The 14391-nt window shown below is 30.6% G+C and carries 15 protein-coding genes; 12 read left to right on the top strand and 3 right to left on the bottom strand.

Features of this window, described 5'->3' with window-relative positions:
* Positions 1-12: 12 nt before the first annotated feature.
* A complete protein-coding gene (gene msrA / locus Q0662_RS01540) occupies positions 13-669 on the bottom strand; it encodes a peptide-methionine (S)-S-oxide reductase MsrA (protein ID WP_298946497.1) in 657 nt (218 codons plus the stop codon).
* Positions 670-969: 300 nt separating this feature from the next.
* Between msrA and Q0662_RS01535 the strand changes: the two genes are divergently transcribed.
* On the top strand, positions 970-2688 hold the full coding sequence (locus Q0662_RS01535; protein WP_298946495.1) for a DNA polymerase III subunit gamma/tau: 1719 nt from the start codon (positions 970-972) through the stop codon (positions 2686-2688).
* A gap of 47 nt (positions 2689-2735) precedes the next feature.
* Here the strand turns inward: Q0662_RS01535 and Q0662_RS01530 are convergent, their stop codons facing one another.
* The gene (locus Q0662_RS01530; protein WP_298946493.1) at positions 2736-4580 is read right to left on the bottom strand and encodes a sodium:proton antiporter; all 1845 of its coding nucleotides are present in this window, start codon (positions 4578-4580) and stop codon (positions 2736-2738) included.
* Positions 4581-4678: 98 nt separating this feature from the next.
* Here Q0662_RS01530 and Q0662_RS01525 point away from each other — a divergent pair, with 98 nt between their 5' ends.
* The 3 genes from Q0662_RS01525 to Q0662_RS01515 are packed head-to-tail and all read left to right on the top strand — an operon-like array spanning position 4679 to position 6000.
* A complete protein-coding gene (locus tag Q0662_RS01525) occupies positions 4679-5260 on the top strand; it encodes a tRNA-(ms[2]io[6]A)-hydroxylase (protein WP_298946491.1) in 582 nt (193 codons plus the stop codon).
* A 54-nt stretch (positions 5261-5314) separates the two neighbouring features.
* Positions 5315-5560 carry a hypothetical protein gene (locus Q0662_RS01520; protein WP_298946489.1) on the top strand — a complete coding sequence of 82 codons (246 nt, stop codon included), beginning with the start codon at positions 5315-5317 and terminating at the stop codon, positions 5558-5560.
* 8 nt (positions 5561-5568) lie between these two features.
* Complete coding sequence (locus Q0662_RS01515) at positions 5569-6000, top strand: DUF4268 domain-containing protein (RefSeq protein WP_298946487.1); 432 nt, start codon at positions 5569-5571, stop codon at positions 5998-6000.
* A gap of 182 nt (positions 6001-6182) precedes the next feature.
* Here the strand turns inward: Q0662_RS01515 and Q0662_RS01510 are convergent, their stop codons facing one another.
* The gene (locus tag Q0662_RS01510; protein WP_298946484.1) at positions 6183-6521 is read right to left on the bottom strand and encodes a DUF4870 domain-containing protein; all 339 of its coding nucleotides are present in this window, start codon (positions 6519-6521) and stop codon (positions 6183-6185) included.
* 239 nt (positions 6522-6760) lie between these two features.
* On the opposite strand from Q0662_RS01510, the gene mnmE reads away from it, so the two are divergent.
* The 8 genes from mnmE (at position 6761) to Q0662_RS01470 (ending at position 14271) form a co-directional block, all read left to right on the top strand.
* On the top strand, positions 6761-8155 hold the full coding sequence (gene mnmE / locus Q0662_RS01505) for a tRNA uridine-5-carboxymethylaminomethyl(34) synthesis GTPase MnmE (RefSeq protein ID WP_298946482.1): 1395 nt from the start codon (positions 6761-6763) through the stop codon (positions 8153-8155).
* A gap of 153 nt (positions 8156-8308) precedes the next feature.
* On the top strand, positions 8309-8728 hold the full coding sequence (locus Q0662_RS01500) for a helix-turn-helix domain-containing protein (protein WP_223825816.1): 420 nt from the start codon (positions 8309-8311) through the stop codon (positions 8726-8728).
* A 6-nt stretch (positions 8729-8734) separates the two neighbouring features.
* Positions 8735-9829, top strand: coding sequence for a site-specific integrase (locus Q0662_RS01495; protein WP_298946475.1), 1095 nt, complete (start codon positions 8735-8737; stop codon positions 9827-9829).
* Positions 9829-10833: a DUF6617 family protein gene (locus Q0662_RS01490; protein WP_298946473.1), complete on the top strand. Its 1005-nt coding sequence runs from the start codon at positions 9829-9831 to the stop codon at positions 10831-10833. Before Q0662_RS01495 ends, Q0662_RS01490 begins: the two co-directional genes overlap by 1 nt.
* 211 nt (positions 10834-11044) lie before the next feature.
* A complete protein-coding gene (locus Q0662_RS01485) occupies positions 11045-11341 on the top strand; it encodes a helix-turn-helix domain-containing protein (RefSeq protein ID WP_093026613.1) in 297 nt (98 codons plus the stop codon).
* Between the two features lie 2 nt (positions 11342-11343).
* A complete protein-coding gene (locus Q0662_RS01480; RefSeq protein ID WP_120202853.1) occupies positions 11344-11640 on the top strand; it encodes a helix-turn-helix domain-containing protein in 297 nt (98 codons plus the stop codon).
* The gene (locus Q0662_RS01475) at positions 11627-12535 is read left to right on the top strand and encodes a BT4734/BF3469 family protein (protein ID WP_298946454.1); all 909 of its coding nucleotides are present in this window, start codon (positions 11627-11629) and stop codon (positions 12533-12535) included. Before Q0662_RS01480 ends, Q0662_RS01475 begins: the two co-directional genes overlap by 14 nt.
* Positions 12532-14271 (top strand): DUF3987 domain-containing protein, encoded by a 1740-nt coding sequence (locus Q0662_RS01470; RefSeq protein WP_298946449.1) that lies wholly within the window; start codon positions 12532-12534, stop codon positions 14269-14271. Before Q0662_RS01475 ends, Q0662_RS01470 begins: the two co-directional genes overlap by 4 nt.
* The last annotated feature ends 120 nt before the right edge of the window (positions 14272-14391 follow it).

Raw genomic sequence — 14391 nt, 5'->3', positions numbered from 1 at the left:
AAAAAGAAGCACTTAATGTGCTTCTTTTTTTAATAATTGTGGAAACTTCTTTTTAAATTTATTCAACCTTGGTATAGAAACTGCCCTAACATAACTTTGATTTGGGTTTCTTTTTTCAAAATCTTGATGATATGCTTCTGCCTTGTAAAACTTATCTAGTTTCTTAACCTCTGTAACAATTTTACCATTATAAACTTCTTTATTAAGTTTTGCAATTTGCGTTTCGATGGTCTTTTTTTCGTTGGCATTTTGATAAAACGCTATAGATCTATACTGCGTTCCATAATCTGGATGTTGCCCATTGACAGTTGTCGGGTTATGAGAACCAAAAAACACAGTAACCAAAGTATTAAAACTTACTTTTTTGGGGTTATAATACACCGCAACACTTTCTGCATGTCCTGTTTTTCCTGTTCCAATTTTTTCATATGTTGGGTTTAAGGTATTACCACCTGCATAACCAGAAATAGCCTCTTCTACTCCTTCTACACTTTCAAAAATAGCTTCTACACACCAAAAACATCCACTTGCAAAATAAGCAGTTTTATATTCGTCTTGTGGTAAATACATGGCTTGTAAAGGTGTTTTTTCTTTTTTATTAGCAGAACTAAAACATGCAACAACTAAAACTAACAAACTAGTTATTACACTAAATTTTATATATTTCATTTATTTTTTTTTTATGATTATTAGTAAAAATTGCGCTAAAAACATTGCATCGCGCTTGGCGCAAAATTCTAGAAACTTTTATCTCTAAATAAATAATGTTTTAATCTACAATTTAAATTTCAAATTTACGGCATATTTTACAGTTGTTTACAACTTTAGCATTTTGTTAAGAAACCTTTTTGCTTAAAAGGGTTCATATGGTTATTTTTGTTGAATAAATGAGAAAATAATTTTTCTTTTTACTTAAAAATTAAAGAAAACAACTTTAATTTACTCGAATTTAAACACTTAAAAATATACATGGAACACTTTATAGTATCTGCACGTAAATATCGTCCTAAAAATTTTGAGGATGTTGTTGGCCAACAAGCCATTACAAATACGTTAGACAATGCTATAAAAAACAATCATTTAGCACAAGCTTTATTGTTTACAGGACCTAGAGGTGTGGGTAAAACTTCTTGTGCTAGAATATTGGCAAAAAAAATCAATCAACAAGAGGCAGCATTATCTAAAGATGAAGATTTTGCTTTTAATATTTTTGAGTTGGATGCAGCTTCTAACAACTCTGTTGATGATATTAGAAGTTTAACAGACCAGGTACGTATACCACCACAAACTGGTAAATACAAAGTATATATTATTGATGAGGTTCATATGCTTTCTCAGTCTGCATTTAACGCATTTTTAAAAACCTTAGAAGAGCCACCTGCACACGCTATTTTTATATTAGCAACTACAGAAAAGCACAAAATAATTCCTACAATTTTATCTCGTTGTCAAATTTTTGATTTTAAGAGAATTGGTGTTTTAGACGCCAAAAATTACTTAAAAACCATTTGCGAGAAAGAGGAAATTACAGCTGAAGATGATGCTTTACACATTATAGCCCAAAAGGCTGATGGCGCTATGAGAGATGCTTTGTCTATTTTTGACAGAGTAGTTAGTTTTTCTGGTAAAAATTTAACTAGAGAGGCTGTAACCCAAAATTTGAATGTTTTAGATTACGATACGTATTTTAAAATGACAGATTTATTATTAGAGAATAAAATACCTGATGTTCTAAATACGTTTAACATAGTTTTAGCAAAAGGCTTTGAAGGACATCATTTTATTAATGGATTGGCTAGTCATTTTAGAGATTTATTAGTTGCTAAAGACAAAGCTACCGTTGCTTTATTGGAAGTTGGTGACGCCGCTAAAAAGAAATATTTAAAGCAAGCAGAAAAAGCTGGTATTCCCTTTTTAATGCAAGCCATTAATAAAGCAAATGATTGCGATTTAAATTACAAAGCAAGTAAAAATCAGCGATTATTGGTAGAATTAACTTTAATGCAGATTGCCTCTATCACTTTTGATGGAGAAAAAAAAAAGTCAGCTAACTACATAATACCTGCTACATTTTTTCAAGCTCTTTCGCCTATAAAAAAACAAGTAAATAAATCTGTTTTAAAAACAGAAACAATTGTAAAAAAAGAGCTAACACAGGTTAAAGAGCAAGTAAAAACTGACCATATATCAGCATCTACAGAACCTGTAAAACCTGTTTTAAATTTTGCAAGAAAACGCACCTCTTCTTTATCTTTAAAAAGCATACATCAAAAGAAAGAAAGTAAGAAAAAAGTTGTTGAAGAAAATTTTGACAACCACCCAAAAGATGTTTTTACAGAAAAAGAATTACAACTTTTTTGGCAAGAATACATTAATGTTTTAAACAAAAAAGGTGAAAGAAGCATGGCTTCTATTATTGCTGCAGATGCACCAAAATTAGATGGTAAATTTAAAATTGTGTACACTGTACCCAACAAATTAATGCAAGATCAATTTAAAAAAGGAAGACCTAAATTATTAAATTTTTTAAGAGAAAAATTAAATAATTACGGAATTGATATTGCCTTAGAGCTTAATGAAACTGTAGAAAAAAAGTTTGCTTATACTCCACAAGAAAAATACAGCAAACTTTTAGAAAAAAATCCTATGTTAGAAAAGTTACGTAAAACTTTTATGTTAGATCTGTAACATTTTTACATTTATGAGTGCATTTAGTACACTTAATAAACTGCTTTTTAAATTTTACTTTTTTTATTTTTTTGAAAATTCATTTTTTTACCTAAATAAGATAAAACTAAGTTTTCTTTGATAGCTTCTGTTTCTTCAAACTCAGGAATTAAATAAATTCCTGTACCTTTTTCTATGAATAGCGCCACTGCTTTTTCTTCTTCAGATAGCATTTCTAAAACCTTATCATATTCCTCTTTATTGGCTATTTTTACTTCTGTTATATTCGGATTTTCTCTGTAAGCTTCACTCAAATTTATATAATCGTCATTTGGTGTAAAAAAGTTTTTTCTCTCAGTAACTGTTGCTTCAATAATTTCTTGAGAAGATGCTAATTTATAAGAACCATGCTCACCAAATACTGGAGAAAACTTATTTATTGCATGTTTATTTACCATGTCACTTCCTGTTAAAGCAATTAAATATCCAACATCATTTAACTCTATATTATCAGTTAATTCATCATCATAGACATCTACTTTAAATGCTTCTAAATCATCATCTAAAGCTTGTTGCACAAAATTTTTGTTAGAATCTATTAAAATAATTCTTTTGCCTTTAGCTTTTAGAAAACTAGCAATTAATCTTGCAGGGTTTGAAGCTCCTACGAACAAAATTGCATCCGATTTTTTTAAGAAAACCCCTACTAATTTTGCAAAAACTCTTGCTGTTGTTGCATTTAACAAAACGGTTCCTAAAACAATCATAAAAACCAAAGGTGTAATATATTCTGCTCCCTCTACTCCTTGTTTTATCAATTTACTACCAAAAAGTGATGCAATTCCTGCGGCAACAATACCTCTAGGACCTACCCAACTTATAAATAGCTTTTCATTAAGTTTTAATTTTGATTTAAAAGTACTTACAAAAACTGCTAAAGGTCTTAATACAAAAACAACTATGGCAAATAAAGAGGCTGTTTTCCAGGTATATAAAAGCATTAAATCTTCTATATTAATGTTTGCTGAAAGTAAAATAAAAAGAATCGAAATTAATAAAACACTAAGCGATTCTTTAAAATACAATAGCTCTTTAATGTTATTTAATTTTCCATTTCCTAAAACCATCCCCATAACTACAACTGCTAAAAGGCCAGATTCATGCGCAAAAAGCTCAGACTCAACAAAAACCAATAAAACCGCAGAAAGAGAAACCACATTTAATAAATAGTGTGGAATTAACCTTTTATTGACTGCAAAAGCTAAAGCGTGTGCAAACGTAAACCCAAAAGTTGTTCCGAAAAGTAATATTTTACCAAACTCAATTAAGGCAGTTTTGGTAAAACCACCACCCCCACCAACACTAATAAATTCAAAAACCAATACTGCAACAAGTGCACCAATTGGGTCTATTAAAATACCTTCCCATTTTAAAACAGTAGAAATATCTTTTTTAAGAGGAATATTTCTTAAAATAGGTGTAATTACTGTTGGCCCAGTTACTATAATTAAACCTGCAAAAAGAAAGGATAAATCCCAACTTAAATGAAATATATAGTGTGCTAAAATACCCGCCCCAAAAAAGGTAATTGCAGCACCCACGGTAATTAATTTGGTTATTACAGGACCTACATTTTTAATTTCGCTTCTTTTTAGGGTTAAACCTCCTTCAAAAAGGATGATACTAATGGCTAATGAAACAAAATAATACAAACCTTCTCCAGGAAATAAACCTTTTTCTCCATTCCAAATGGGTTCTATCCATTTAGAGCCATCTTCACTTAAATATGCTGCTGCTATTGGGCCTACCAACAAACCTATTAGTATTAATGGTAAGATGGCTGGTATTTTAAATTTCCAAGCCACCCATTGTGCCAATATTCCTAAAATTATAATTCCTGCTAATTCTAACATGTTAATTTTTTAAAAAGTCTAATTTATGAAAAAACATAGTTGTGGCAAGTTTCTTTACATGAAATATTGTTTATTTTTGCATCAGAAACTTATATATTATGTTAGGATTACAGTTTGAAACTGAAACTTCTTGGGCAGAAATTGCCAAAGTAAACTTAGAACAAATATTAACAGATCATGCTTTTTTAGAGCAAAAAGCAGCTTCTAATGCTGTTTCTATTATTATAAATTACTCTGAAGAAACTGAATTAGTTAAGGAAATGAGCAACATTGCCATAGAGGAAATGCAACATTTTAAAATGGTACACTTGCTGATGATTAAAAGAGGAATGGTTTTAGGCAGGGAGCAAAAAAACGATTATGCCATAAGATTACAGAAGTTTTTTCCTAAAACCAAAGATAGAACCCAAGCTTTGGTGCAACGTTTATTAATTGCTGCTTTAATTGAAGCCAGAAGTTGTGAGCGTTTTAAAGTGTTTTCTGAAAACATGGAAGATGAAGAACTGCAAAAATTCTACAAAAATTTAATGATTTCTGAAGCTGGACATTATACTACTTTTTTACAGTTTGCAAGACAATATCAAGATAGAGAAATTGTAGACCAAAAATGGAATGCTTTGTTGGCTTTTGAAGCAGAAATGATGCGTGAACGTGGACATGTGGCTAAAATTCATGGGTAAAAGCCCATCTTAATCTTCCCAAAGGGAAGAAACTAGAACTTCTAAAATTGAAATATGATTTTTTTAGGAAAAACTGGAAATATACTAATGATTCTAATTTTTATTTATTTTTGGAATAAATATATTGTTACTCAGATACTGAAAAAAATTACAGGTTTTCATAAAAAATATAATTTAAAGAATATTAATAAACAACCTATAAAATTTGTTATAAATAAAGAATTGAAAATTATTAAACTTGCTCAATATTTTTATTGGATTGGAGCTATAATAATTTCTTTCCAAATTCTTTTTAAGTAATTTATATTATGTTTAGTAAAGACGAAGCTGCAAAACTTAGAAAAGAATTTTGGACTAGTTTTGGAAAATCGTTTCCAAGAAAATGGTTGTTGTACAATACCAAAGTAAAAGGTTTGGCTTTTAAATTTGTTGCTGACAGAAAAAGAGCCATGGTTTGTTTGGATTTAGAAAATCCTGATGAGTTAACAAACATGTTGTATTATGACCAATTACTTTCTTTAAAAACTCTTTTAGAGGCAACATTACCAGAAGTTATTTTTAATGATTGTTATGAACTTGATAATGGTAAAATCATAAGAAGAATTTATGTACCTTTTGAACGTAAATTTAGCATCCACAACAAAAATACTTGGAGAGATTGTTATGAGTTTTTTTTAGCAACCATGCCTAAATTTGAGCTTTTTTTTCACGAATATGAAGCTATTATAAAAAACATTTAGTTAAAAGTAATTACGTTGTTGGCAAACTAGCTTGCGTTAAGGATTGAAACGACATCCTTTTTATGTTTGCTTTTTCTCTATAAATAACAACTACTTTCTCCTTTAAAAAAATATTCTTTTATAAAACATTAAACATAAAAAGATATAGTGGAAAGCCTGACCTGAAAGGGAACGCCCAAAAATTATTTTATAAACTGAATACTTAATGGATAATGTGGTGCTTCTCCATTACTTGCTTTGATGGCATTTGTTATGGGTAAGATTAAATATAAAAACCCTAAAATGATTAAACCTAAAATACCTAAACCTAAAAGTAAAATTAAAGGGATACATATTAATATGTAAATAAACATAGATATTCTAAAGTTTAAAATGGCTTTTCCGTGAAAATCCATACCATAAACTTCGTCTTTTTTGATAAGCCATAAAATTAACTGCACAATAAAACCACCAATTCCTGATACAAAATCTAATAATTGGCTTAAATGAGTTAATACTAATAGTTGTTTGTCTTCTTTCATGTTTGTTACTTTATTTATTTGACTGAAAAATTTAGTATTTGTTACAAAAATATATTTTCAAAAAATTAATAGATTGCTTAAACAAATATACTTTTTTAGTTTTATACTAATTTCAATTTATTTTTGCTTGTTTATAGTTAGCTTATAAAATTGATAGTAATTAGCTAAAAAGTCTAATTACTAAAAATGCGCTAAACTTTTTGGTTTTTTGTAGTAAAATGTTTGCGTATTTTTGCAATATGATTCAAAATGATACCATTATTGCTTTGGCGACTCCTGCAGGAGTTGGCGCAATTTCTGTAATTAGACTTTCTGGAGAAAATGCTATTAATATAGTTGATGCCAATTTTAAATCGATAAAAAATGATAAATCTTTAAAAAAGCAAAAAACACATAGCATACATTTAGGGCATATTATAAAAAATGATATTGTTTTAGATGAAGTTTTGGTATCTGTTTTTAAAAATCCAACTTCTTATACAGGTGAAAATGTTGTAGAAATTTCTTTTCATGGATCTAGTTTTATACAGCAAGAAATTATACAATTATTTTTGCAAAAAGGTTGTAGAATGGCAGATAATGGGGAGTTTACGATGCGCGCTTTTTTAAACGGAAAAATGGATTTGAGTCAGGCAGAAGCTGTTGCAGATGTAATTGCTTCAAACTCTGCTGCAAGCCACCAAATGGCCATACAACAGATGCGAGGTGGCATTACCAATGAGTTAAAAGAATTGAGAAAAAAATTACTAGATTTTGCTGCTTTAATTGAGTTAGAACTCGATTTTTCTGGCGAAGACGTAGAATTTGCAGACAGAACTCAATTTAAAGAATTGGTAGCAAAAATTACTTTTGTTTTAAAACGATTGATAGATTCGTTTTCGTTTGGAAATGCCATGAAAAACGGAATTCCAGTAGCTATTATTGGTGAACCTAATGTAGGAAAATCAACACTATTAAATGCACTTTTAAACGAAGAAAAAGCCATTGTGTCTGACATTGCTGGTACTACTAGAGATGCCATAGAAGATGAATTAATTATAGAAGGTGTTGCTTTTAGATTTATAGATACAGCAGGTATTAGAGAAACTGTAGATGTTGTAGAAAGTATTGGAATACAAAAAGCGTATGAAAAAGCAGAAAATGCACAGTTGATTATTTTCTTAATTGATGCCAATAAATACATTCACTCAAGGGATTCTTTTTTAGAGGAAATTAATACCATAAAAAAGCGTTTCCCAAATAAAAGGTTGTTGGTTATTGCCAATAAAGTAGATACGTTATCTTGTCATGATTTATCTATTTTAGAATCGGAAATTGAAAACTTAATTCCTTTATCTGCAAAGCAAAAAACGGGGATAGAAGAATTGAAAAACGAACTAACATCTTTGGTAAATATCGGTGCGCTAAGCAATAACGAAACTATTGTAACCAATTCTAGACATTTTGAAGCTTTAAACAATGCCTTAGTAGCAATTACCTCTGTACAACAAGGGATAGATTTAGAAATTTCTACAGATTTATTTTCTATAGATATTAGAGAATGTTTACGTCATTTAGGGAATATTACTGGAGAATATGATGTAGATAAAGATATTTTAGGCCATATTTTTTCTAATTTCTGTATTGGGAAGTAATTAAGCTTCTTTTTATTAGTTCTTACTTGTTTTTCAGTGGTTTACATATTCTTTTTTGTTGCCTAATTGCCCTTTTTTAACTATATTTGTTTCATATATGTTGCCCATTATACGGATTTGTTGCCCGAATCTGTTGGCAAAAATAATGGCGAAATGATGCACCATATTGCCCCACGTTGCACCATAACGCTACATAAAGCACCATTTATGAGCAGTAATTTATACATCCCAAAAACTTGTAAACATTGCGGTAATGCGTTTACAGCACGAACAACAGTAACTCAATATTGTGGTAACTCTTGCGCTAAAAAAGCCTATAAGGCCAGAAAGCGTAAAGAAAAAATCCAAGCAACTCTTAATGCTGATATGAAGCAAAAGAATGAAGTTGTTGAGGTTCAGAATCCTAATGCTGTAAACAATAAAGATTTTTTAAGTGTTACAGAAGCTTCTCAATTAATTGGTGTTAGTAGATGGACCATTCAAAGAATGATTCAACAAGGACGCTTAAAAGCTGTTCCTTTCGGAAGAAAACGTATTGTAGCCAGATGGCAAATAGAAAACCTTTTTAATTAGCATCCTATGAAAGTAACATTAAGACAACGCAAGAAGAATGACAAAATAAGTTTGTATTTAGATTACTATCATAAAGGCAAACGTAAAACCGAATATTTGCGTTTATACCTTACACCTAACCCTAAAACTAAAACCGAAAGAGAGGTTAACAAGAAAACCAAACAATTAGCGGAAACTATTTGTGCTCAACGACAAATTGAAATTCAAAACGGTATTTATGGGTTCCAAGATATTGAGAAATTAAAAGGGAGTTTTATTACTTATGTAACAGCATTAGCAGAGAAAAAGAATACAAGCTCTGGTAATTATGGTAATTGGAACAGTATGCTAAAACATCTAAAAACGTTTTGTCCAACAGACGTAAGTTTTCAAGATATTGATAAGGATTTCGTAGTACGCTTTAAAGAGTATTTAGATAAGGATGCAATAGCAAGAGCAGGTAAAAAATTATCTCAAAACTCTAAATATTCTTATTATGGAAAATTCAACGCTGCATTAAAACAAGCTGTTAAGGATGGTATTTTAAGAATAAACCCAGCAAATGGTGTTGAGTATTTTAAACAAGGTGAACCTCAACGAGAATTTTTAACTCTTGATGAATTACAAAAAGTAGTCAATACAGAATGCGAGTTACCACTTTTAAAAAGTGCTTTTATATTTTCTGCGCTTACTGGGTTACGTTGGTCAGATATTGAAAAACTGATTTGGTCAGAAATTCAACATTCTAAAGAAATGGGATATTATATTCGTTTCAGACAAAAGAAAACAAAAGGGGTTGAAACTTTACCTATTTCAGACCAAGCAGCAGAATTATTAGGAGATAAAGGTAAACCCGAAGAAAAAGTTTTTCAAGGTTTACATTATAGTGCTTGGTCAAATTTAAAGTTACAACAATGGATGCTTAATGCAGGAATAACAAAAAATATCACGTTCCATTGTGCTCGACATACCTATGCAACTTTACAATTAACTTTAGGAACAGATATTTATACTGTTTCCAAGTTATTAGGTCATAAGGAATTGAGAACTACGCAGATTTATGCAAAAGTTATTGATGATAAAAAGAAAGAAGCTGCTAATAAAATTAAATTGGATTTATAATGGCTAAAGACCTATTTATCGACTTACTGTATGTGGAAAAGGTTACTGATGATAAAAGAACCGAAAACCAATTTAAAGAGCTTTTAAAAGGCTTTAAAAAGCAATACCTCAATACAACGCCTAATTATGAAATCGACTTTAAAAAAGCATATTCAAACAAGCGTAAATATTACTTTAAACTAATTGAAAATGATTATATCAAAAAGTTTAATGCTATTAATGACACCCTTGAAGCAAATTCAACACCTGGTCATTTGTCTTTTCTCTATGACAAAGAATCTAACCGAATTACAAATTATTTAACCCAGATTAGCAATTACATTTCTGAAAATGATCTTGATGAAAGTTTGTATTTAAAGCCTATTAATAATGACAAATCAGATGAAGCCTATATAATTTCATTTTTAAAAGCAAATGCGATGATGCTTTTTATGGAACTTCAAGAACGATTTTCAGAATTGGGTGATGCAGAAATTTATACAATAGAAGAACTGCACGAAGTATTTTTTAATGAAGAACCACCTCAAGAGTTAATTGTAAAATCCTATTCCGGTGCAGAAATAAAAACGGTCAGAAAACAAGTAAAACAAAGTTCAATTTTCAACGCTATACAAGGTGATTTTAGAAAGGAAAACAATGATGTCTTATCCTATAACGCACTTATTAATAAGATTAAACAAAGAGAATTTGCAAAATTAGAGGAGCTATTAAATGAAAAAGGCATTATAGATGATGAATATAACTTCATAAAGGATAGAGGTAATAAAATATTACTTGCAGCTTTTATGGTTAAGTTAACAGAAACTAAATATTTTAATGAAAGAATATTTTTTGACAGTAAACCATCTAAAAAAATAGAGCCTAAACACATTTATAAATTCTTTGCTTATAGGTATGGGCCAAGTAGTAATGCAGGTAAAGAATACCGTAGATTTTTAGGTACTGAAAAAAGAGCCTATCAAAAATTAGTTGAAGCCAATTTTTGGCTTGACCAAATCAAATAAAACTTCACCTTTTAAAAGTGGTATTTTCTCTACTTAATACCAAATAGATAATACCAAAAACGGTGTAAAACATTGTTTTGCAATGGTTTAATAATACCATTTTTTCTCTTTTCTGTTATACCAAACACCTTTTTCAATATTTGTTATGTCCTTGACAATCAAGGATGACTTTTGCGCAGAAGTCCATTTTTAAATTAAAATTTATAATAAGATGGACGTTAAAATAATTGAACGTTTAGAACGCATCGAAAAGTTGTTAGTAGAACAACAAACGTTGCAAAAGCAAGTATTGAATTTCAATGAAACTTGCCAGTATTTAGAACTATCACAATCGCACTTGTATAAACTTACAAGTACGGGAGCCATTCCACACTATAAACCGAATGGTAAAAAAATCTATTTCCAACGTCAGGAGTTAGACCAATGGTTACTGCGTAACCGTATGGATTCCCAAGATGAAATCGAGCAACAGGCAGCTAATTATTTAATCAAAAAAGGAAGGATTTAGTTATGACTGAAATTATCGATTTACTCTTGGCACTCTCACAAGAGATTAAGGAATTAAAGGCACGTATCGAATTAATAAGAGCTACGAGAGCAGAACGCTTAAAAGATACGTGGATTGATAATCAGGACGTAATGCAAACGCTACATATTAGCCAACGGACATTGCAAACATTCCGTTCAAATGGCACGATTCCATATAGTAAGATACAAGGAAAGTTTTATTACAAAGTATCTGACATAGAGGAACTATTACAAAGCAATTATTATAACCCAAATTTTAAATGCGATGGAAATAAGTAAAGAAAGCATCTTAAAGAAAACGCATTATGGGTTAAATATTTACGCTTATGTATTAAGGCAGTATTATCCTAAATCAACAGTCCTTTCCTTAAAAGGAAGGGACTGTGGGATAACCCGCAATCCTTTTAATGGTGGTAAATCAACATTACAAATTAATGTTGTTGAAAATAAAGCAATGCATTACGATACTGAATTAACCGATTTTAAAGGCGATGTATTCGATTTTGCATCCTATCATTTTAAAATCATTAATGAAGAAGAATTGTTACTAAAAATCAATGAGGTACTGCATCTAAATTTTGAAGTTAAAAAAGAAGATGAATTATCCTGGTTAGATGCACCCGATGATACTTGGTATGCTTACAGCAGTTTTTATAAAGCACCAATTAGAAATGTGTTTCCAACTGAAAAAGTAAGATTACATCAAATATTTGAGCGTATTACAAGCGATAAGTATAAAAGTATCACAGAGCAATTTAGAGCGATTAAAGACCCTAAAGAAGCACGGAAATTTAAAGCAAATCATTTTGATTATGTAACATTTTCAGGTGTGTTTTCTAAACGTAATGATGATAGTTTAATTGAGCATTCATCATTATTAACAATCGATTTTGACCATTTAGAGAATCTTGAAGAACTAAAACAACAATTATTAAACGATGAATATTTTGATACCGAATTGTTGTTTACATCACCTTCAGGAGAAGGTTTAAAATGGATAATTAGAATCGATATATCAAAAGTGTCACACAGCGAATATTTTATTGCGGTGGCCAATTACATAAAACAAACATATAATATTGAGGTTGACCAATCGGGTAAAGACATTTCCAGAGCGTGTTTTTTATCCCACGATCCATTGGCATACCTACATAAAAGACATCAAAAGATATGACAAAAATATTCAACCCGAAAGATTGGTTAGCTGTTCCAGAGCAAAAAGAAGTACCTAAAAAACCAATCAACAACAACCCAACAACGGTTGTTGCAAATGATATTGAAACATATATCAACGCTTTAGAACAATCAAGTATCGATATTACTGATACTTATGAAAAGTGGCGTGATATTGGTTTTGCTATTTCAGAGGAATACGGAGAAGCTGGACGTGATTACTATCATAGAATTAGCAAAAATTATTCAGGTTACGACCATAAAGAATGTGACGAACAATATAACAAGTGTTTACAAGCAAAAGGGCACGGTATAAGCATAGCAACCTTATACCACTATTTGCATCAAGCAGGTATTAAACCAAAACAGCAACAACAAGTTGTTGAAGTGTTGCAACAGCCAGAGGAAGTAAAACAACCGTTGCCAACAATACCAACAACGGTTTACAACAATATTCCAACATTTTTGCAACAAGTGGTACAACCATCAAGCAGTAATGAAGAACGTGATATTTTGTTGTTGGGAGCATTAACAGCGTTTAGTGCTTGTTTTCCTAAATTGTTTGGTGTGTACGACCAACGTAAAGTGTTTAGCAACTTGTATTTATTTGTTACAGCACCAGCTTCAGCAGGTAAAGGAAGATTAAACCAAATTAAAAATTTGGTAAATCCTGTTCACAAACAAAAACGCGAACAATCCAAAACCCTGAAACAACAACATCAAGTTGAAATGGCCACCTATAATATGAATAAAGGTAAAAGTGAAACTATGGAAAAACCGAGTAAACCACCTGAAAGAATGTTGTTTATTCCGGCTAACAATAGTGTAACAGGTGTATATCAATTAATATCCGATAATGAAGGCAGAGGGTTAATTTTTGAAACAGAAGGAGATACATTAGCACAAGCCTTTAAAAGTGATTACGGTAATTATTCCGATGGTTTTCGTAAGGCATTCCACCACGAAACCATTAGTTACTATCGTAGAACCGATAGAGAATATGTAGATATTGAAAGACCTTGTTTGTCAACGGTGTTATCTGGTACACCAAAACAGATTCAAGCATTGGTTCCAAGTGCTGAAAATGGCTTATTCAGTAGATTTATGTTTTATTATATGAATATCAAACCTACTTGGAAGAACGTTTTTCAAACCGATACAACCAATGGTTTAGATGAATATTACGACCAATTAGGAAAAGATTTTTTTGGGTTATACAAAACTCTAAAAAACAATCCTGATATTGAAGTAAGGCTATCAATAGAGCAACAACAAAAGTTTAATGTGTTTTTTGAGAAGCTTCAAACCAAATACCTCAATCTTCAACCCGATGACTATATAGCAACCGTTAGACGTTTGGGGTTAATAGCATTCAGAATTATAATGTTGTTTTCTGTATTTCGCATTATGGAAGATGGTGATGTAAACCAAGTAAGGTATTGTGAGGATATAGATTTCGAAAATGCGTTGGAAATGATAAGCGTATTAGTAAAGCACAGTAGTAAGGTGTTTAACGATTTACCTATCGAACAAAAAGAAGTAAAAAGAGCCAATCGTAAAGAACGTTTTTTAGAAGCACTACCTTATCAATTTTCAAGACAAGATTACCTAAATATAGCCGACAAAAACAAGATTCCTCATAAAACAGCAGAAGGCTATATTACTAAATTTGTTGATGCTGGTCTAATACATAGGGAAGCACATAACAATTATACAAATCCCACAAAAGCACAATAAGGATTTTGAGGATTTTAAGGAAACGAGGATTTATAAAAATACTTTATATCCTCAAATCCTTAACTTCCTCATTTCCTGTTTATAATTGTTAATATCTTTTTGTTAGTTCTTATTTTCTTT

Origin of the sequence: uncultured Polaribacter sp., assembly GCF_947503855.1 — a bacterium.
In the GTDB taxonomy this organism is placed as follows: domain Bacteria; phylum Bacteroidota; class Bacteroidia; order Flavobacteriales; family Flavobacteriaceae; genus Polaribacter.
Note: the sequence above shows the minus strand (reverse complement) of the source record. Positions and strands in the feature narration are given on the sequence as shown.

What these genes read in the sequence shown, in the direction of transcription:
- msrA (WP_298946497.1), bottom strand. Translation starts at nt 669, where the DNA reads ATGAAATATATAAAATTTAGTGTAATAACTAGTTTGTTAGTTTTAGTT.
- Q0662_RS01495 (WP_298946475.1), top strand. Translation starts at nt 8,735, where the DNA reads ATGAAAGTAACATTAAGACAACGCAAGAAGAATGACAAAATAAGTTTG.
- Q0662_RS01485 (WP_093026613.1), top strand. Translation starts at nt 11,045, where the DNA reads ATGGACGTTAAAATAATTGAACGTTTAGAACGCATCGAAAAGTTGTTA.
- Q0662_RS01520 (WP_298946489.1), top strand. Translation starts at nt 5,315, where the DNA reads ATGATTTTTTTAGGAAAAACTGGAAATATACTAATGATTCTAATTTTT.
- Q0662_RS01510 (WP_298946484.1), bottom strand. Translation starts at nt 6,521, where the DNA reads ATGAAAGAAGACAAACAACTATTAGTATTAACTCATTTAAGCCAATTA.
- Q0662_RS01515 (WP_298946487.1), top strand. Translation starts at nt 5,569, where the DNA reads ATGTTTAGTAAAGACGAAGCTGCAAAACTTAGAAAAGAATTTTGGACT.
- Q0662_RS01525 (WP_298946491.1), top strand. Translation starts at nt 4,679, where the DNA reads ATGTTAGGATTACAGTTTGAAACTGAAACTTCTTGGGCAGAAATTGCC.
- Q0662_RS01535 (WP_298946495.1), top strand. Translation starts at nt 970, where the DNA reads ATGGAACACTTTATAGTATCTGCACGTAAATATCGTCCTAAAAATTTT.
- Q0662_RS01530 (WP_298946493.1), bottom strand. Translation starts at nt 4,580, where the DNA reads ATGTTAGAATTAGCAGGAATTATAATTTTAGGAATATTGGCACAATGG.
- Q0662_RS01475 (WP_298946454.1), top strand. Translation starts at nt 11,627, where the DNA reads ATGGAAATAAGTAAAGAAAGCATCTTAAAGAAAACGCATTATGGGTTA.
- Q0662_RS01500 (WP_223825816.1), top strand. Translation starts at nt 8,309, where the DNA reads ATGATGCACCATATTGCCCCACGTTGCACCATAACGCTACATAAAGCA.
- Q0662_RS01480 (WP_120202853.1), top strand. Translation starts at nt 11,344, where the DNA reads ATGACTGAAATTATCGATTTACTCTTGGCACTCTCACAAGAGATTAAG.
- Q0662_RS01470 (WP_298946449.1), top strand. Translation starts at nt 12,532, where the DNA reads ATGACAAAAATATTCAACCCGAAAGATTGGTTAGCTGTTCCAGAGCAA.
- Q0662_RS01490 (WP_298946473.1), top strand. Translation starts at nt 9,829, where the DNA reads ATGGCTAAAGACCTATTTATCGACTTACTGTATGTGGAAAAGGTTACT.
- mnmE (WP_298946482.1), top strand. Translation starts at nt 6,761, where the DNA reads ATGATTCAAAATGATACCATTATTGCTTTGGCGACTCCTGCAGGAGTT.